Origin of the sequence: Bacillus sp. DB-2 (assembly GCF_003315125.1) — a bacterium.
Classification (GTDB): Bacteria; Bacillota; Bacilli; order Bacillales; family Bacillaceae_G; genus Bacillus_A; species Bacillus_A mycoides.
Genome location: NZ_QNRN01000004.1, coordinates 198355 through 217135 on the forward strand (window position 1 = coordinate 198355; position 18781 = coordinate 217135).

General features: G+C 34.6%; 20 protein-coding genes. 6 read left to right on the top strand and 14 right to left on the bottom strand.

Going from position 1 to position 18781, the window contains the following annotated elements; translation table 11 throughout:
• The first annotated feature begins 9 nt into the window (after positions 1-9).
• The 3 genes from DET63_RS08785 (at position 10) to DET63_RS08795 (ending at position 3050) form a co-directional block, all read left to right on the top strand.
• Positions 10-705 carry a response regulator transcription factor gene (locus DET63_RS08785; RefSeq protein WP_002016575.1) on the top strand — a complete coding sequence of 232 codons (696 nt, stop codon included), beginning with the start codon at positions 10-12 and terminating at the stop codon, positions 703-705.
• A complete protein-coding gene (locus tag DET63_RS08790; RefSeq protein WP_002085430.1) occupies positions 695-1852 on the top strand; it encodes a sensor histidine kinase in 1158 nt (385 codons plus the stop codon). Before DET63_RS08785 ends, DET63_RS08790 begins: the two co-directional genes overlap by 11 nt.
• A 181-nt stretch (positions 1853-2033) precedes the next feature.
• Positions 2034-3050, top strand: coding sequence for a D-alanyl-D-alanine carboxypeptidase family protein (locus tag DET63_RS08795; protein ID WP_002136457.1), 1017 nt, complete (start codon positions 2034-2036; stop codon positions 3048-3050).
• A gap of 58 nt (positions 3051-3108) precedes the next feature.
• Here the strand turns inward: DET63_RS08795 and DET63_RS08800 are convergent, their stop codons facing one another.
• The 5 genes from DET63_RS08800 to DET63_RS08820 form a co-directional block, all read right to left on the bottom strand.
• The gene (locus DET63_RS08800; protein WP_002136455.1) at positions 3109-3567 is read right to left on the bottom strand and encodes a DinB family protein; all 459 of its coding nucleotides are present in this window, start codon (positions 3565-3567) and stop codon (positions 3109-3111) included.
• Positions 3568-3569: 2 nt separating this feature from the next.
• Positions 3570-4310, bottom strand: coding sequence for an alpha/beta fold hydrolase (locus tag DET63_RS08805; protein WP_113936459.1), 741 nt, complete (start codon positions 4308-4310; stop codon positions 3570-3572).
• Complete coding sequence (locus tag DET63_RS08810) at positions 4303-4863, bottom strand: nucleoside/nucleotide kinase family protein (RefSeq protein ID WP_113936460.1); 561 nt, start codon at positions 4861-4863, stop codon at positions 4303-4305. Before DET63_RS08810 ends, DET63_RS08805 begins: the two co-directional genes overlap by 8 nt.
• A gap of 53 nt (positions 4864-4916) precedes the next feature.
• The gene (locus DET63_RS08815) at positions 4917-5453 is read right to left on the bottom strand and encodes a GNAT family N-acetyltransferase (protein ID WP_113936461.1); all 537 of its coding nucleotides are present in this window, start codon (positions 5451-5453) and stop codon (positions 4917-4919) included.
• A gap of 104 nt (positions 5454-5557) precedes the next feature.
• Complete coding sequence (locus DET63_RS08820) at positions 5558-5914, bottom strand: hypothetical protein (RefSeq protein WP_002136449.1); 357 nt, start codon at positions 5912-5914, stop codon at positions 5558-5560.
• A gap of 1072 nt (positions 5915-6986) precedes the next feature.
• Between DET63_RS08820 and DET63_RS08825 the strand changes: the two genes are divergently transcribed.
• The 3 genes from DET63_RS08825 (at position 6987) to DET63_RS08835 (ending at position 8648) form a co-directional block, all read left to right on the top strand.
• Complete coding sequence (locus DET63_RS08825) at positions 6987-7355, top strand: FtsB family cell division protein (RefSeq protein ID WP_113936462.1); 369 nt, start codon at positions 6987-6989, stop codon at positions 7353-7355.
• 197 nt (positions 7356-7552) lie between these two features.
• Positions 7553-8035 (top strand): exosporium leader peptide-containing protein, encoded by a 483-nt coding sequence (locus tag DET63_RS30905; protein WP_113936463.1) that lies wholly within the window; start codon positions 7553-7555, stop codon positions 8033-8035.
• A gap of 415 nt (positions 8036-8450) precedes the next feature.
• The gene (locus DET63_RS08835; RefSeq protein ID WP_113936464.1) at positions 8451-8648 is read left to right on the top strand and encodes a hypothetical protein; all 198 of its coding nucleotides are present in this window, start codon (positions 8451-8453) and stop codon (positions 8646-8648) included.
• A gap of 286 nt (positions 8649-8934) precedes the next feature.
• Here DET63_RS08835 and DET63_RS08840 read toward each other — a convergent pair whose 3' ends face one another.
• The 9 genes from DET63_RS08840 to DET63_RS08880 all read right to left on the bottom strand — a co-directional run bounded on the left by DET63_RS08840 (position 8935) and on the right by DET63_RS08880 (position 18778).
• Complete coding sequence (locus DET63_RS08840) at positions 8935-10875, bottom strand: AMP-binding protein (RefSeq protein ID WP_113936465.1); 1941 nt, start codon at positions 10873-10875, stop codon at positions 8935-8937.
• A 49-nt stretch (positions 10876-10924) separates the two neighbouring features.
• Positions 10925-12466 (bottom strand): acyl-CoA carboxylase subunit beta, encoded by a 1542-nt coding sequence (locus DET63_RS08845; RefSeq protein ID WP_113936466.1) that lies wholly within the window; start codon positions 12464-12466, stop codon positions 10925-10927.
• 2 nt (positions 12467-12468) lie between these two features.
• Positions 12469-13257 (bottom strand): enoyl-CoA hydratase, encoded by a 789-nt coding sequence (locus tag DET63_RS08850; RefSeq protein ID WP_113936467.1) that lies wholly within the window; start codon positions 13255-13257, stop codon positions 12469-12471.
• A 4-nt stretch (positions 13258-13261) separates the two neighbouring features.
• Positions 13262-14173 carry a hydroxymethylglutaryl-CoA lyase gene (mvaB, locus tag DET63_RS08855; protein ID WP_113936468.1) on the bottom strand — a complete coding sequence of 304 codons (912 nt, stop codon included), beginning with the start codon at positions 14171-14173 and terminating at the stop codon, positions 13262-13264.
• Positions 14174-14194: 21 nt separating this feature from the next.
• A complete protein-coding gene (locus tag DET63_RS08860; protein ID WP_001985297.1) occupies positions 14195-14410 on the bottom strand; it encodes an acetyl-CoA carboxylase biotin carboxyl carrier protein subunit in 216 nt (71 codons plus the stop codon).
• A 26-nt stretch (positions 14411-14436) separates the two neighbouring features.
• On the bottom strand, positions 14437-15774 hold the full coding sequence (locus DET63_RS08865; RefSeq protein WP_113936469.1) for an acetyl-CoA carboxylase biotin carboxylase subunit: 1338 nt from the start codon (positions 15772-15774) through the stop codon (positions 14437-14439).
• A gap of 15 nt (positions 15775-15789) precedes the next feature.
• The gene (locus tag DET63_RS08870; RefSeq protein ID WP_002032227.1) at positions 15790-16935 is read right to left on the bottom strand and encodes an acyl-CoA dehydrogenase; all 1146 of its coding nucleotides are present in this window, start codon (positions 16933-16935) and stop codon (positions 15790-15792) included.
• 216 nt (positions 16936-17151) lie between these two features.
• Positions 17152-18120 carry a YbgA family protein gene (locus DET63_RS08875; RefSeq protein WP_113936470.1) on the bottom strand — a complete coding sequence of 323 codons (969 nt, stop codon included), beginning with the start codon at positions 18118-18120 and terminating at the stop codon, positions 17152-17154.
• 4 nt (positions 18121-18124) lie between these two features.
• The gene (locus DET63_RS08880) at positions 18125-18778 is read right to left on the bottom strand and encodes a TetR/AcrR family transcriptional regulator (protein WP_113936471.1); all 654 of its coding nucleotides are present in this window, start codon (positions 18776-18778) and stop codon (positions 18125-18127) included.
• Positions 18779-18781: the final 3 nt, after the last annotated feature.

Genomic DNA, 18781 nt, shown 5'->3' on the forward strand with positions numbered 1-18781 from the left:
AACTATATGATGAATAAAAACATATTAATTATTGATGATGATAAAGATATTGTAGAATTACTGGCTGTTTATTTACGAAATGAAGGCTATAACATTTATAAAGCTTATGATGGTGATGAAGCATTACAAATGATATGTACATATGAAGTTGACCTTATGCTTTTAGATATTATGATGCCAAAACGAAACGGATTGGAAGTTTGTCAAGAAGTGCGTGAAAATAATACTGTACCTATCCTTATGCTTAGTGCAAAGGCTGAAGATATGGATAAAATTTTAGGACTTATGACCGGCGCAGATGATTATATGATTAAACCGTTTAATCCACTAGAATTAGTGGCTAGAGTGAAAGCTTTATTACGAAGATCCTCTTTCCAAAATGCTACTTCCCAAAAGAATGAAGATGGTATTATTCGTATTCGTTCTGTTGAAATACATAAACATAATCATACTGTTAAAGTAAATGGAGAATATATTAAACTCACCTCTATCGAATTTGATATTTTATATTTACTAGCGAGTAATACTGGAAGAGTATTTAGCTCTGAAGAGATATTCGAACGAGTTTGGAATGAAGATGGTTATGGTTCTAATAAAACGGTAATGGTCCATATTAGTAATTTACGCGATAAACTTGAAACCGTAATGAATGGTGAAAAACTAATTCATACGGTTTGGGGAGTAGGATATAAAATTGAGAAATGAAGCATTTGATATATTAAAAGATATACCAAAGTGGAAGCTTATTTTTTGGCTTTTATTAGCTATCACTCTTACACCAATTACCGAATTAATTATATTTCGCCTCGTAACGAGTGTAATTGAGAGTTCACTTACTCTAAGCGAACTAGGAAAAGAATTCATTAGAATTTTTGGTCATGAAAAATATATTGGATTAAAAGAGTCTTTATGGATGATGATTGTATCTTATTTGTTTTTATTTTCTATTTTCTCATCCTATTTATACATTTTTTATCGTCATGAAAGAAAGGTTTACTATGAAACTTGTATAAAAAAAATGATTGAAGAGATTCGGTATATTGCAAGTGGAAACTTTAATCATAAAGTTTCCATCGTACACCATAATTATTTAGAAGAACTGGCAACTGGGGTCAATCAAATTATTGAGCAATTAAAAGTATCAATTGATGAAGAAAGACAGGCAGAACAAGCAAAAAGCGAACTTATTACAAATGTATCACATGATTTACGAACCCCTCTTACATCTATAGTTGGATACGTAAATTTAATCCATCATGATAATTATAGAGATGAAGTAGAATTACGTTACTATATTCAAGTCATTTACGATAAAGTAACTCGTCTTAATGCATTAATGAATGACTTGTTTGAATATACACGCGTTCAAAATAAAGAGTTAAGTTTATATTCTGCTCCCATTGATATTGTAGAATTGCTTGGACAATTAACTGTCCAATTTCGGATACAGCTTCAAGAAGCTAATATTGAATGTCGCCCTTCTTTCCCATCTCAAAAGCTAATGGTACTAGCTGATGGGGATAAATTAGTACGTGTGTTTGAAAATCTAATCATAAACGCTATTACTTATGGAAATGATGGAGATCATATTGATATTACCGCTTACGAAAGCAATAACATGATTACAATTGATATAACAAATTACGGACAACCTATCCCTAGTACTGATTTACCTCATATTTTTGAACGTTTTTATCGTGTTGAAAAATCACGTTCAACAAACACTGGTGGATCTGGGCTCGGATTAGCAATTGCAAAAAGTATTGTTGAATTGCATAAAGGAACAATTGAAGTATATAGCGATGATAAAAAAACAACTTTCACTGTAAAATTACTCCCTTATAAAGCTTAATACCACATATTTATAGGTTCAATTTTTTATCATATCAGAAATTGAACCTTTTATATTCCATCAATATCCAAAATTAAAGAATTCCTTAAAATTCTTTAGAAATTCTTTACCTTTTCTTTCTTCCTAATTAAGCATTCCTTTTTACAATAATATTATTGATGTAATAGTAGGAGGATCGCTAATGCAATTCTTAAAAAAAATAACAGTTTTATTATTATCTTTTCTTATTACTGCACTTATCGTTTTATATTTTTATCTTTATGTAAATGGTCCAATTATTCAAGCTAAATCAGCTACTTTAATAGATACTAATTCTGGTGAGATTGTTTATAAAAAAAATGAAGAAACTCCTATACAATCAGCTACTTTATCTAAATTAATGACAGAGTATATCGCACTGGAACAACTGAATGAAGGAAAAATACAGTTAGATGAATTAGTAAAAATAAGTAACGAAGTTTTCCGAGCAGAAACGAGTCCTATACAAGTAACTTCGAAAGATAAAACGACGGTTCGTGATTTACTTCATGCATTGTTTTTGACAGGGAATAATCGTTCCGCACTTGCCCTTGCAGAACACATTGCTGGAAACGAAGATAACTTTACACTTTTAATGAATGACAAAGCAAAACAACTAAAGTTATCACAACCATCCCCGTTTCTAAATGCTACTGGAATTAATAACGATACGAATAAACAATCAACTACAACATCGATAGACGTCGCTAAACTAGCAACACAATTAGTAAAAGACTTTCCAGATGTATTGAATGTTACGAAACTAACTTCTTACCAATTTACCTTCAAAGATTCAAAAGTTTTCAATACAAATAAAATGATATATTCCCTTAATAAAAACATTAAACTCCAAGGTGTTGACGGCTTACAAACTAGTTTTTCAACTAATGGTAATTATAGTTTTGTCAGTACAGCCACACGAGGAGATACTAGACTTATTTCAGTAATATTAGACGCCGGTGATGAAAACAGTACTTTTATTGAAACAAAAAAGTTACTTCAGTACGGTTTTGATCCTTCCTCGTACTCTGCACTCCAAGCTTTTAAAGATGCTGTTACATCTTGGACAATATTGTTTCAGTTTAAAAATTTAATCATACAAACGATTATGATCTTTTTCATCATTACAATCTTAATGTTTTTATATATACGTCAAAAAAAAGCCGAGGATTTTAATTAAGAAATCTTCTTATATATAAAAACCGACTTGCGTTTACACTGCAAGTCGGTTTCTAAATCTACAATCCTCTTCCAATTAAATTCGCTGAAACGGGCTGAAGATTTAATTCTCTTGCCCATATAGATATCTGACCAATATGATGAATTTCATGTGCAATTACATGCCTTAAAACTTCACCGTATTTATATGATTTATCTGTCCATGAAGCTTTCAATATTTTTGATTCGAAGTCGCCAGACCATGACTGCAAAAAGTTATCTAATTCTCGTCTATATAAATCAGATAATGCTTTCACTTTTTTGATTGATTGATAACCTTTAAACTGTGGTTCGTTATCCTCTTTTTCTTGAAGCGCACTAATCCAGCTATACTCAACATCTACAATATGGAAAATTGTTTCTAAAATACTCCCAACACCTCCAACACGTTTGCGAAGCAATTCCTCCTCTGTAAGCTGTTCACACCACTTAAACCAATCATCTCTTACTTGCCAATTATATTGAAATAAAGTGTACACATTTATCTCTCCCCTACCCCAAGGATCCGCTTAACAGCATCTATTACATAATGTGGCTCATCTTTTTGAATATAGTGACCGCTATTTTCTGCAATAATAAATTTATTATTGGTTGATAATTGTAATAATTCTTCTTGCAATTGTAACCATTTCAGTTGTGCATCTGCTGAATAAAAATCTTTTTTTCCAGCAGCTAACACGACAAGTGGAATATCTCTCATTGACTTACAATGTCGATCTGCTTCACCTAGACTAAACATAAACTCTTCATATGAACTTTCATATACAAATTGTTTGTAGTAAGCTTCTTGAAATTCTGGAGACATTATTGGCAAAAAATCTTCTTTATAATTTTCTGGTGTCGCATCAACTAAAACTACTCCCATCGTATCTTCAGGATAAAAAGTTGTAAATAAACGTATATTTATACCCCCAAAGGAATGTCCTACAAAAATATAGGGTGGCTTAAGTTGTAATTGTTTTAAGTAAGCTCTTAATTCTTTTACCATTTCAGAACTAATACGCCGCTTGGAACTCTTCCCGCTTTTTCCTAATCCAGCTCTATCATATGTAAGTACCTTCCCATATTCCGTCAGCCCTTCCGCAATACGATCCCATGCCTTTGAATAATCACCATAACCTGCTTCCATTATAATAACAGGCTGCAGCTTCTTTCCTTGGAATATTTTCGTATATATTTTAAAGTCATCAACTTGCACATATTCTTCTATACATTTAATCATTGACGATCACTTCTCTCAGATTAAGTTCCTCTACAATTTGATCAATTATTTCACCGACAGGTAAAGATCCATCCAAAACAATATCTGAATTTGGCTTTACAGTATGAATCGCCTCCAAATAAGCTTTTCTAGCATATGTTATATAATGCTTTAAATCATTATGTATTTCGTCCATTGTACCTTCTTTAAAATCTCGCAAAATTCCTCTAGCCATTGCGATATCTAAAGGTGTATCGATAAATATAGTTACATCAATGAATTGTCGCATTTCACTATTTAAGTATGCAAAAGGATAATCTACAATAATATAATCTACATTACCATCTCGTATAAGATGCTGAATATCATGAATTAATGGTGTAAGTACCCATTCATCATAATTTGCTCCATCATCAATCCATTTACAAATATCTGCGGGACAGTTATCAAATTTATAACTATCAAAATATAGAGCCTTTGAGTTTTTCAACTCACGAGTTAATCTTTCTGTAATTGTAGTTTTACCTCCCCCTGAAACAGCTGCGATTGAAATTATTTTAGTTTTTTTATTCATTATTTCCCACCAAACCCCTTTTGTTAACATAATATAATTATAAAATATTATTGTTATTTATTGTTCCATTCATATTCTAACATACTCATTTCCCATAAATTCCAATACGTTTCTCCTACTTTTTTTGAATCTCTTAATAACCCTTCTTTTACAAATCCTATTTTTTTATAACATGAAATGGCCGACGTATTAAAATCATAAACACCAAGAGTTACCCTATGTAGTTTTAATTCTTCAAAAGCAATACAAAGTACTGCTTTCATCATATGTTTTCCTATTGAACGCCCTCTCATTTTCGTATTACCAACTAACACTTTTCCAACTCTAGCAGACTTATTTATATTATCTATTTGCCCAAGTGAAATATGACCAATTACTTCTTCAGACTTTTCATCTATTACTTTGAAAGCGAGTGTATTTGCACTTTCTATATATTTATCTAATTGCTGTTCATTTAAAGGATATGTAAATGCATTTCCTGACCACTGTATTAAAAATTGTTCGGAATTAATCCAATTTATTAATTGCTTAAAATCCGTTCTTTTAAAGTGCTCTAGTCTAATCACTCTCATTCTCCTTTCGTACATCATTATTTATAAACTCAAACTTAATTCTATATAAAGAATATATTCTCCTTTTATAACAAATTAAAATAAAGCCATTCATAAGAATGACTTTACAAAAAACAGTATTATTAAGCTTTGTTTGCTACGTCAACACCATTAAAATCAAACTCAGCAGTAACCGTTGTAACAGGCGGGAAAATTGCTTCAATTTTACAAATGGAGATAATTACTCCAACTGATCCAGGAATAGCTGCAAGCTTAACAACATCACAGCTTACAGACGACACCGTACCTACATAAGTACGTCCCTCTGTGTTAATTTGAACTGTTTGATTAATTAATTTCTTAAGCTCATCTCTAATTCCTTGTACACAAGAATTATCACATTTCTCATGCTTTTCCTTTTTACACTCTTCGAATATCTCCCAACAATCATCCTGTTTACATGTACACTTCTTTTTACAATTGTTAAATCGAGATCCCAAAACCTCACCCCCTAATCCTTTCTATTAGTAAAGTATGTCCACTAGCTTAAAAGTGTACGAGACGAAAGCATAAAAACAAAAAAACAAACACTTGTACTAAACCTTCTTTTTATATACTAAAAACGAAATTGCGTCATTTATAAAAACACCACTAATCTATTTTGTTAATAAAAAATAAAAAAGCGGACACCAAACTACAGAGCAATATAACAACGCCCTTTTTAGTTTGATGTCCACTGGTTCTTCCAGTAGGACTAAATGTATAATTATTATTACAGCATTTTCTCATATTTTAGTATATTTCTTATTAGAAAAGAATTATTTTATATAGATTACTATAAGCATCCATAAAGCCAAGGCGCCAATGATAGCGAGCGCTATACGCGTAGATAGAACCCTTAATTCAAAGTCTGTTTTCTTGGAGGATTCAGGATATGCAATTATGTAGATCCCCTTTAGAACAATTCCAACACCTTTATATAGGCCAAATTCTGCTCTTTATTCATACAAACATGGCATATTCAATGCCCATCCTTAATCAACATATTTCTCTACGAAATGAAATTTTTATATCATTCTTCATTATCATCTACCCGAATCAACCGAAGTCGCTATGTACTATCGCCGTACACTTTTTCATAGTTTGGAGCTAACATGCACCGAAGCCAACCTAATAATTTATTCACCCTTTCACTAACCTCTAAAACTGTCCCCTCTTTAATAAAATAATCACCTTGATAAAACGTTTACTCGTTTGTCCCATGGAATCATCATTATTCCCCACCCTATTAAAATAGCGTTTTTGTTTCAAATAATGCTCTCATTAATTTGGGCGCATTTACCAGTATATTTACCAAAAAATTCATGATATCGTTAACTAGTCGAGTACGTCATTACTTGACGATTACCCTTAGGAGCCCCGCAGACAATCGGGGTTCCTTTTATTTAAATAAGGATTTTGTTTAAACTTTACAAAACTCACCTATATTAAAATATCTTCTAAAATTCCCATTGAACATTTATAATACTTTTAAACGATTTAAATTCTACAATCAGTAATGGAGGCATTTTAATGGGAAACATCCCAAAAATATCATCACAACAATCAAATCCTAAGATACCCTCACAGCAAGTGAACGTTAACACCAAACAAGGTAATAATAAAAAAACAAGACGCCGTATTATAACTACTTTAGTTTTTATATTACCTATAATTTTTGTCCTTCAATATTCTCTTAATAACCAGCAAGAAATGATTAAAGAAAAACAAATCACGGTTAATACGGAGCAACAAAAATTATCTTCTTTAAAGAAAGATGGTCATACCCTTAAAAATGATGTTAAAGTTTTAACAGGTAGTGAAGAAGAAGTTTTAAAATTCGCAAGGAAGCTGTATGGATTTTCCAAACCGAATGAAACTATATTTCAAATAACTGAATAAAATTACACTGTATTATCCAAAAGGCGATATGAAGATAATCGCCTTTTTATATTTAATTTCTAAAGTAATCATACTAATCTCTCTTTCTATCAAATAACTATTTTGTTTAATTTATTAAAATACAGCCACTTGTCCATTTCACTTTGCTCTATCATTACATTTACTATTAGTAATACGATTTTTAGAGGTGATATATAATGGACGAGTTTTTATCTTTTGCTGCACTTAATCCGGGTTCTATTGGACCTACACTTCCACCTGTTCCACCCTTTCAATTCCCTACCGGTTCTACTGGACCAACTGGGCCAACCGGACCAACCGGACCAACCGGACCAACTGGACCAACTGGATTTAATCTTCCTGCTGGGCCTGCATCTATTACCTTGACTTCTAACGAAACCACAGCATGTGTATCCACTCAAGGAAATAATACTTTATTTTTTTCGGGTCAAGTATTAGTAAACGGTAGTCCTACTCCAGGAGTAGTAGTCAGTTTTTCATTTAGTAACCCTTCTCTTGCTTTCATGGTTCCTCTTGCTGTCATTACCAATGCTTCAGGTAACTTTACCGCTGTATTTCTAGCCGCTAATGGGCCTGGAACAGTAACCGTTACTGCTTCACTTCTTGATTCTCCTGGAACAATGGCAAACGTCACTATTACCATTGTGAATTGTCCGTAACGGTTTTATTTTTAAGGACTAAGCAATTTCTGATAAGATGAGCACAGATTTACAGTGCTCATCTTATCATTGGGATGTTCCTTTCAAATGAAATTTCGTAGCATCCAACGAATGGGATCTAGTTACCACTAATAGAAATGTTCAAGTAACCCCCATTCATTATCTGTTGTCCTTTTTGAAAGGACTTGTTCCGTACAACAGGTCCTATTTAATCTGCGCCCTACTAAAATAACGCTTTTATTAAGGACTAATGATCTTTATATTTCTTAAGCTTGTCATCACAAGTACTTTTTATTATTAGTTAAATTCTCAATATAGTTTGTGTATATAATTCCATTCAAAGATACATAATACCCACGTAACTATTTAAAAGCACTTCGTTTTTATATCTAAGTTCAAAAAGGAGCTACATAACATGGATAAAAAAGATTTATTAAGTCAACAACTTGATCCTGTGTCATTAGATGCGCTGAATACTCCTAGTAAGGCCCAAGAACAACTGCAAGAAGCATCTCAGGAGGCACATGATTCAAATAAAAAGGACAGTACTCAAGCTTTACATGGCGAAGATTTACCAATTTCAGATGTATATAGAACAACGAACAAACAGTAAATTTAAAAGGGAAAAATCTTAAGAACGAGTGAACTTAATTCTTTTCCCTTTTCCTATTTAAATAATGTTTTTATATGAAACACGTACACATTTTTGACACATCCACTATCACAATCTCCTGAAAATTCGTGATAATATTAATTTGTCGGATACGCCAAATTTCGACATCGAACGACAATATTATCTCCCTTATCGAATCCCTGTCCCCCAGGGATTTCTCCTTTTATTCATTACTTTTTGTGAACATTAAAAATAAGCTCTATTTACATAGAGCTCATTCGTAATGTTATAGTTTGCTAGACTGTAGTCCTTGAATGAAGGGTACTACTTCAGGATTTACTAGTGACGATAAATCGCCTAACTCTTTTCCTAAGTAAGCTGCTTTAATAACACGTCGCATTACTTTAGAATTACGTGTTTTTGGTAAATCTTCTACAACATGAATATCTTTTGGACATAATGCTTTTCCGATATGAGAATTTACTAAACTCATTAATTCTTTCTTTAATTCTGCTGTAAATATTACACCGTCTCGTAATACTACAAAGCAATGACAAACCTCACCTTTAACATCGTCAGGTACACCAATTGCAGCTGCTTCTATTACATTATTATGTTTCACAAGAATAGATTCATATTCAGCAGGTCCAATACGTTTTCCAGCAATGTTTAACGTATCATCTGAACGGCCTGTAATGATATATTGTTCACCGTCATAAATGACCCAGTCACCATGAACCCATTTATTTTCAAAGCGTGACCAATATGTGTTTACATAACGTTCATCATCTTCCCAGAAACTTTTCGTCATACCTACCCAAGGTTTTTCTAAACATAATTCTCCGACTTCATCTCGAATTGGTTTACCTCGATCATCAAGTACAACCGCTGCCATTCCTGGTAAAGATGCGTTAAAACTAATCGGTGCGATCGGCTTAATTAGGACATTCCCGAAAATCCCACCTGAAATTTCAGTTCCACCTGAATAGTTACAAATTGGTACTTTACCTTTACCAACTGTATTAAATAACCACATCCATGGGTCTGGATTCCAAGGTTCTCCTGTTGATGCGAATACTTCTAAACTCTTGAGCGAATGTTTATTTACATATTCATCACCTTTTGCCATTAATGCACGGATTAACGTTGGCGAAATACCGAGATGAGTAATTTCATATTTATCAACTGTCTCCCATAAGCGATCTGCTTCTGGGAAGTCTGGAACACCTTCGTACATAACCATTGTTGCGCCATTAATTAAAGAGCCGAATAGTAAAAATGGTCCCATCATCCAGCCCATATCAGTTACCCATAATACGCGGTCGCCTTGCTTTATATTCATTCCAAATCCTGCATCAAATGCAGATTTTAGCGGGAAACCAGCATGTGTGTGTACTGTCCCCTTCGGCTTACCAGTCGTTCCAGATGTATATATAAGCATTAATGGATCATCACTGTTCATTTCTTCAGCATGTCTAAATGGTTTTTCTTTTTCTAACGTACTCCATGAAAAATCATAATTATGCGGTGTAAAATCATTTCCTGCATGACGAACAATTACCACCTTTTCAACAGTTGGACAATGTTCACAAGCTTTATCTACTTCATCTTTTAATGAAACAATTTTCCCACGGCGTGAAAAGCCATCTGCGGTAATAATCATTTTTGAACCAGCTGCTTGTACACGTGTCATTACTGCATCAGCAGCAAAACCTGAGAATATTGGTGAAATAATCGCTCCAATTTTCATTACCGCTAACATAGCAACAACTGTTTCAGGAATCATTGGCATGTAAATTGTTACACGATCACCTTTTTCAATACCAGCATGTTTCAAACCGTTGGCAACACGGCTTACCCAGCTATCAAGCTCTTCATATGTAAATGATTTTGAAGTTCCGTTTTCCCCTTCATACATAAGTGCTGCTTGTGTTTTCATTTTATCGTCTGCAAGCCAGCGAGATAAAGCAGATTCTACAACGTTACAAGTTCCCTCAGTATACCACTGTGCAAACGGTGTACCATTTTCTAAATCTAACACTTCTGTATATGGTTTCATCCACTGATAGCCAACTGCTCTCTCAGCTTCTCCCCAAAACCATGCTGTTTCTTCAATTGACTTATTATAAAAAGCTTCGTAATCTTCATAGCCTAATGATTTCATCCAACCAAATAAACGCGTTTTTTCTTTATATTCTTCTGTTGGAAACCAAACTGCTTGTTTCAATGTTTTCCCCTCCTTGACTTTTTGAGCAAGAAAGCCCTAAATAGGGCTTTTAAACTGGATATACAGGATGTTTACGATCCGTGAATACTTGATATTTACTCATATACATTTCGAATCGTCCTTTTAACTCTTCACGTAAATTATTTGGATGAACAATACCATCGATCACCATCTCTGATGCTAAACGGTAAATATCAATATCTTTCTTATACTCTTCTCGTTTTTCAGCAATAAAGCTTGCACGCTCTTCTTCTGGTAAAGCTGCAATTTTATTTGCATATACAGCATTGACTGCTGCTTCTGGACCCATTACTGCAATAGAAGCTGTCGGTAATGCTAAGCAGCAATCTGGTTCAAACGCTGGACCTGCCATTGCATATAAGCCAGCTCCATATGCTTTTCGAACGACGATAGAAATTTTCGGTACAGTTGCTTCACTCATTGCAGAGATCATTTTTGCACCGTGACGAATAATTCCGGCACGTTCTACTTTTGTACCAATCATAAATCCAGGTACATCTGCAAGGAATAATAATGGGATATGGTATGCATCGCATAAATTTATAAACTTCGCTGCTTTATCAGCTGAATCGTGGAATAAAACGCCGCCCTTCATACGCGGCTGATTTGCAATAATGCCAATTGGCTTACCATCAATACGCGCTAAACCTGTAATTAGTTCTTGAGCAAATAATTTTTTCACTTCAAAGAAAGAACTTTCATCAATAATTCTGTTAATGAGATCTTTCATATTGAAAGGAGCATTTTGATTTTCTGGAATGATTTCTTCTAACGTTTTATCGAACTGTTTCGGTTCTTGAGGTGTAATCAAAGGAGTCTTTTCTAAATAGTTACTTGGAAAATAAGAAATATATTGTCTTGCTTGCGTAATTGCATCTTCTTCTGTTTTACATAAAACATCTCCGCATCCTGATACTGAGCAATGCATACGTGCTCCGCCCATTTCTTCTAAAGTTACCTTCTCACCGATAACCATTTCAGCCATACGCGGAGACCCTAAATACATAGAAGCATTTCCTTCAACCATCATAACAACGTCACAAAATGCTGGAATATACGCACCACCAGCCGCTGAAGGTCCAAATAATAAACAAATTTGTGGCACTTTACCAGATAATTTCACTTGGTTATAAAAGATCCTTCCTGCACCGCGGCGTCCAGGGAACATTTCAACTTGATCTGTAATACGTGCCCCAGCAGAGTCAACTAAATAAAATAACGGTACACGTAATTTCTCAGCCGTTTCTTGAATACGTAAAATCTTTTCAACTGTACGTGCTCCCCATGATCCAGCTTTTACAGTCGAATCATTTGCCATTACGCACGCAGTACGACCATGTATTTTACCAGTCGCAGTTACAACACCATCAGCTGGTAATCCAGTTTGTTCACAATTTGCAAATAATGCATCTTCCACATATTCACCATTATCGAATAAAAGAGCTAAACGATCTCGAACAAAAAGTTTCCCTTTTGCTTTGTTTTGTTCATGATATTTCGGTGCCCCGCCTTGCTTAATTGTTTCAACCCGTTCTTCAAATGAATTAGATTGTTGTTTTTGATCTAACATATTTACTCCCCCTTATACATTGGTTTGCGTTTTTCCTTGAATGCCTGTAATCCTTCTAATCTATCTTTCGTATCGATTACGCCCTCATACGCCTGTTTTTCCATTTGTAAGCCGGTATGTAAATCTACTTGAATACCATTTGAAATTGCTTCTTTTGCTAATCGAACGGCAATTGGACCATTATTAGCAATTCGATCTGCAATTTCAATTGCTTTCTCTTCTAGTAAATCAGCTGGTACTACGAATTCTACTAAACCATACTCTTTCGCTTCTTGCGCCGAAATACGTCTTCCAGTATAAATTAATTCTTTCGCTCTACCAACTCCAATTAATCTAGGTAAGCGCTGAGTACCACCCGCCCCAGGTATAATTGCAAGGGAAGTTTCAGTGAGACCTAGACTTGCAGTGTCAGAAGCAATTCTAAAATCACAAGCTAAGCTTAATTCAGTACCTCCACCAAGTGCGATTCCATTAATAGCAGCAATAACTGGTTGTGGTAATTGTTCCACCATCTCCATAGTAGAACGAATCATACCCACAGCATGGCGAACTTGTTCTTCACTCATGTTGGCACGCTCTTTTAGATCAGCACCAGCGCAAAATGCTTTTTCGCCATCCCCTGTTAAAATAACAACGCGCGTATTTGATTCTTCGTTTATTTGAGTTAATATAGTTTGTAATTCTTCTAATAATGCCAAGGATAATGAGTTTGCTTGTCTTTCACGATTTAACGAAATCTTTACAACGTGCGGTGTAACATAGTCAACTGAAATGTTTTGTAATTGTAGCATCTTCTCACCTACTTATCGTTTTATGTTGAAGCGCTCTATACACATGACTCGGTAATTGGATATTTAACTTACTTTGAATAAACTGACTAGCTCTCAATAACTTTTCTTCATCAATATTAGTTTGGACTCCCAGCTTATGGAGCATATGCACTAAGTCATCAGTAGCAACATTACCCGATGCTCCTGGTGCATAAGGACATCCTCCGAGTCCACCACAAGAACTATCAAACGTTGTAATACCATATTCTAAAGACTTAACTACATTCGCCAGAGCCATTCCATACGTATTATGAAAATGCATTGCAAACTGCGAAGCATCATACTTCTTTAATAGATGTTCTAATACTTGTTCTACTTGTAATGGATTCGCTACACCAATCGTGTCACCGAGAGAAACTTCATAAATGCCGTATGAAAATAGTTGATTACATATTTCGTCAACTGCTGTGGCACTTATATCCCCTTCATAAGGACATCCAAATACAGTAGAAACATAGCCTCTTACCTTTTTACCTCCGAATATTGCCTGTTTTGTTATATCTTCAATTACAGCTAATGCTTCTTTAATAGATTTATTAATATTACTTTTATTGTGAGATTCACTTGCTGATAAAAAAACATTCACCTCATCTACATTTTGCAAAAAAGCTCGTTCCAAACCATTTTGATTCGGAACAAGCGCTGCATATGTAACATTTGGATCCCTTTTTAGCTCAGAAAATACATCACTTGCATCTGCTAATGCAGGAACCCATTTAGGGTGAACGAATGAGGAAACTTCAACGTACGACAATCCCGCTTCTGTAAGTAGTTGAATCCATTTTACTTTATCTTTTGTGCCAACAATCTTTTTTTCATTCTGTAAGCCATCACGCGGCCCGACTTCTTTAATGACAGCAAAATTAGGTAGTTTCAATTCGCTTCCCCCTATATCTCCCTATTCAATTTCTAGTAATACATCTCCTTCATTTACAAAATCGCCTTCTTGTACGTTAATTTTCATAACAGTTCCGGCTTCTTCTGAAACGATTGGAATTTCCATTTTCATAGATTCCAAAATGACGACATCCTGCTCTTCCTCTACTGTATCTCCTACTCCTACAACAATCTTCCAAACATTTCCTGCCATCGATGCATATACTTTCGTCATCATTTTTTCCCCCTTAATATTCATAACTCTTATTTTTTAACAAGTTGTTTCGCTACAAAACCCGTTGTATAAATACCACTTTTGAACACATCGTCTCCGAGTACTTGCAGTAACATTGGTGTGTTTGTTTTAATACCTTCTACTTTTAACTCTTCTAGAGCAATTTTTAATTTTGAAATCGCTTCTTCACGAGTTTCACCATGAGCGATTACTTTCGCAATCATTGGATCATAGAAAGGTGTAATCGTTACTTGATTCTCCAAAAAGTGATCAATACGTATATTTGTCGGTAACGTTAAATCTGTAATTTTCCCAGGTGATGGGAAGAATGTTTTCGGATCTTCTGCATAAATACGAGCCTCAATGGCATGACCACTACGTTTTACATCATCCTGTGTAAATGATAGCTTCTCACCATATGCGATAAGTAATTGTTGTTCAACTAAGTCTAACCCAGTAATTTCTTCTGTAACTGGATGTTCTACTTGTAATCTCGTATTCATTTCTAAGAAATAAAAGTTCTTTTGATCATCTACAAGAAACTCAACTGTACCTGCATTTGTATAACCAAGTGCTTTAGCAGCTTGTACAGCAACTTCTCCCATAGCCTTTCGTGTACCCTCATCTAAAAATGGTGAAGGTGCTTCTTCAATTACTTTTTGATTTCGGCGCTGCACTGAACATTCGCGTTCCCATAAATACACTGTATTACCATGTGTATCTGCTAAAAGCTGAATTTCAATATGATGTGCATCTGCTATATAGCGCTCTAAATACATTTCTCCGTTACCAAAGAAATTTTGCGCTCTTGTTTTATTACTTTCAAATGCTTTGGTGAGCGTTTGCTCAGTTTCCATCAACTGCATTCCAATGCCTCCGCCGCCCGCGGATGCCTTAAGCATTAATGGATAACCAATTTGTTTTGCAATTTCAATTGCTTCTTCAGCAGTTTCGATATTTGTAGTAATGCCTGGAACTACTGGTACATCTGCTGCTTGCATTGCTATACGTGACTCAATTTTACTTCCCATCTTAGTAATGATTTCTTCTGAAGGACCGATAAATACGATTCCTTCTTCTTTACAGCGAATCGGAAAAGATGGATTCTCTGATAATAATCCGTACCCCGGATGGATTGCTTCAGCATTTGTCTTCTTAGCTATTTCAATAATTTTTTCAAGGTTTAAATAGCTTTCTTGGACACGTGGACCGCCTACTAAGTAAGCTTCATTTGCCAATTTTACATGAAGGGCATTTTCATCAGCCTCAGAATAAATAGCAACGGTACGAATGCCAAGTTTTTGACAAGTTTTCATAATGCGAACTGCGATTTCCCCGCGATTAGCAATTAATATTTTTTGAAACATAGTGATTCCTCCTTTTTATCTACATCCTAAATGTCTTGCAATTACGAGACGTTGAATTTCAGAAGTTCCTTCACCAATTTCTAAAAGTTTTGCATCACGAATATATCGTTCAACTTCATATTCACGCATATAGCCATATCCACCATGAATTTGTACTGCATGATTTGCTATACGACTTGCAGCTTCAGATGCAAACAACTTTGCCATAGCCGCTTCTTTACCGAAAGGTTTATCGTTATCTTTTAACCAAGCTGCTTTATGTACTAAATTACGCGCTAATTCTACTTCAGTCGCCATATCAGCCAATTTAAATTGAATCGCTTGGAAATTAGAAATCGGTTTTCCAAATTGTTGACGTTCTTTCGCATATTGCAATGCACGTTCAAATGCAGATTGTGCAATACCTACTGCTAATGCTGCAATTGAAATACGTCCTCCATCAAGTGTATATAAGAATTGTTTAAATCCTTTATTTACATCACCAAGAATATTTTCTTTCGGTACACGTACACCATCAAGTACGATTTCACAAGTATTAGAAGCACGAACACCCATCTTATCGTAAGGGCTTGAAATCGTTAATCCTTCACTAGTAGTCGGTACGATAAATGCAGAAATACGTTTTTTACCATTGTCTTCAAAACCGTTGATAGCGGTTACAATAATTGTATTTGCATACTCTGCGTTTGTAATCCAGCACTTTTCACCACTAATAACATATTCATCGCCATCTAAAATTGCTTTCGTTTGTGTGCCCCCTGCATCAGATCCAGCATTTGGCTCCGTTAATCCGAAAGCACCTAACGTTTTACCTGACGCCATTGGAACTAAAAATTTCTGTTTTTGTTCTTCTGTACCGAAATAATAAATTGGAGAAGCACCTAATGAAATTGTTGCAGCATAGCTTAAACCTGTTCCACCACAAGCACGACCAATTTCTTCAACAGCTAACGCGTACGATAACGTATCGCCACCTGAACCTCCATACTCTTCCGGGAATGGGATACCTAATAATCCTAGTTCGCCCATTTTTTGAAATGTTTCATATGGAAATTCCGCAGTTTTGTCATAATATACAGCTTTCGGTGCGATTTCCTTTTCAGCAAAATCACGTACCATTTCTTTAATCATTTGTTTTTCGCGAGTTAGAGTAAATTCCATTCCGCTACACACCCCTTATCGAATATTGAGTTTCGACAGCGTGCGAGTTTCTACTACAAACATTACTTCTTAAAAGACACGAATATTAGTTAGATAATTGCTATAATTCTGTCATAACTTAATTTTAAAACAGATTCTGTACCAATGCACAAAAAAATTCCTACATTGTTCTACAACAACATAGGAGGTTTTGTGTCGAATTATGTAATTTATTGTTTAATAATCTCTACCTTTTCCCGAATCAGAAATTTCTACTAACCCTTCAGGGTATGGCTCAAAATATGTTTGTCTTAATAAATACTTTTCATCAAATCGAATGGCCCATGATTTTAAAATTGTAAGCAAACTACTAAGTGGTATTTTCTTTTCTGCATATTTTTGTATCAGTTCTAGAAAATGATCTTTTTCTTGTTTTTTTAGCTTTGTTTTAAAATATCCGAAAATGTGCTCACATACATTTACATTCGATGTATAGCGAGGCGCGCGCATAAATAATTCATATAAAGTCTTCTCATATTTATCAAATATGACTTCCATTGTTTCATTTTTTTGATTTGCAATAATACGCCCTAATTCTTTTTGTTTCATCTGATTATATGCCATAAATAAATACTTATAATCTGATTGAAACGCTACGAGTTCTTTTATGTTTTTAGTATGTTTAATCATTTTGTAATGCGCGATTGTAAACAATCTTGTAAAGAAATGCTCTCTAATAATAAAATTCGACAATCTACCTTCTTCTTCAATTGGAAGATGCGAAAATTTTTTTATTACTGCTCCACCAAATAATCCAGTTCCTTTTCCTTTTACTGGCCCTTTTTCAAAACCAGAATAGATTTTCACATCACGAGTTCCGCAACTTGGCGAACGATTCTTCAAAATAAAACCGTCAACTTCAGGTAATGTTTGTAAAAACGCATTTGAAAATTCATTCATTTTTTCAGTTACATCTTCTCGTATTGACGGTTGTACAAGCATATTCGCACCATTTTTTTCTACAATACGTATCGTTTCACGAGGAGTCCCTAAACCAATTTCTACTTCAGGACATACAGGTATAAATGTAACAAATGGCTGCAAGTTTCGAATTGTTAAATCTGGAACCATCTCTCCATTATAACGACAGGCATCAAATTCTAAACATTTACTTACAACAATTATCGGTTTAGCAAATTGTCGCATCACATTACCTCCGTGGCGTTAGTCCATACAATATAAATTGAATCGTATTTTCAATTTCCACTTCATCGTCCCATTTCTCTTCCGGTAATAATAAAAACCTCGTTAAGAGCAACCCTAATACAGCTGATAAAGTAAGACGTAATACGGAAGATGGCGGAAGTTCAATAATTTCCCCTTCTTCTTGAAACTTTGCAATCAGCTTTTTAAAATGTACAAGCAGTTCTGTTTCTATTAATTGTTGTATTTCACTTTTTAGTTCCGGCTGAAATGGTACTTCTTGAATTAATATTTTTATCATTGGAAAGTGCTTTTTAGCAAATTCAAATCTATTTTGAATTATTACTCTTAAAAGCACTTCATACGATTCATACTCTGTTTTAAATATTTCTTTTGCAAAGGCTTGTACGAAAAATGGTGCAGCAAACTTTGTTAAGGTCGGCATCACGACTGCAAACAATAAATCTTTTTTCGTTTTATAGTAGCGGAAGATTGTTCCTTCCGCTACACCAGCTCGCTTTGCAATTTCACTCGTTGAAGTTGAGGCGTACCCTTTTTTTCCAAACATATCAACAGCTGCCTCTAATATACGCATTTGACGTTCATTACGTTTATCAGTATTCGTTGCGGCAACTAATTCTTCCAGCCAATCCTTCTTCATTTA

Excerpts from the sequence above, each read along its gene's own strand:
- DET63_RS08850 (WP_113936467.1), bottom strand. The coding sequence starts at position 13,257 with ATGCTACAATTACAAAACATTTCAGTTGACTATGTTACACCGCACGTT.
- DET63_RS08785 (WP_002016575.1), top strand. The coding sequence starts at position 10 with ATGAATAAAAACATATTAATTATTGATGATGATAAAGATATTGTAGAA.
- DET63_RS08795 (WP_002136457.1), top strand. The coding sequence starts at position 2,034 with ATGCAATTCTTAAAAAAAATAACAGTTTTATTATTATCTTTTCTTATT.
- DET63_RS08815 (WP_113936461.1), bottom strand. The coding sequence starts at position 5,453 with ATGATGTACGAAAGGAGAATGAGAGTGATTAGACTAGAGCACTTTAAA.
- DET63_RS30905 (WP_113936463.1), top strand. The coding sequence starts at position 7,553 with ATGGACGAGTTTTTATCTTTTGCTGCACTTAATCCGGGTTCTATTGGA.
- DET63_RS08875 (WP_113936470.1), bottom strand. The coding sequence starts at position 18,120 with ATGCGACAATTTGCTAAACCGATAATTGTTGTAAGTAAATGTTTAGAA.
- DET63_RS08880 (WP_113936471.1), bottom strand. The coding sequence starts at position 18,778 with ATGAAGAAGGATTGGCTGGAAGAATTAGTTGCCGCAACGAATACTGAT.
- DET63_RS08805 (WP_113936459.1), bottom strand. The coding sequence starts at position 4,310 with ATGATTAAATGTATAGAAGAATATGTGCAAGTTGATGACTTTAAAATA.
- DET63_RS08860 (WP_001985297.1), bottom strand. The coding sequence starts at position 14,410 with ATGATGACGAAAGTATATGCATCGATGGCAGGAAATGTTTGGAAGATT.
- DET63_RS08825 (WP_113936462.1), top strand. The coding sequence starts at position 6,987 with ATGGGAAACATCCCAAAAATATCATCACAACAATCAAATCCTAAGATA.
- DET63_RS08835 (WP_113936464.1), top strand. The coding sequence starts at position 8,451 with ATGGATAAAAAAGATTTATTAAGTCAACAACTTGATCCTGTGTCATTA.
- DET63_RS08870 (WP_002032227.1), bottom strand. The coding sequence starts at position 16,935 with ATGGAATTTACTCTAACTCGCGAAAAACAAATGATTAAAGAAATGGTA.
- DET63_RS08845 (WP_113936466.1), bottom strand. The coding sequence starts at position 12,466 with ATGTTAGATCAAAAACAACAATCTAATTCATTTGAAGAACGGGTTGAA.
- DET63_RS08810 (WP_113936460.1), bottom strand. The coding sequence starts at position 4,863 with ATGAATAAAAAAACTAAAATAATTTCAATCGCAGCTGTTTCAGGGGGA.
- DET63_RS08865 (WP_113936469.1), bottom strand. The coding sequence starts at position 15,774 with ATGTTTCAAAAAATATTAATTGCTAATCGCGGGGAAATCGCAGTTCGC.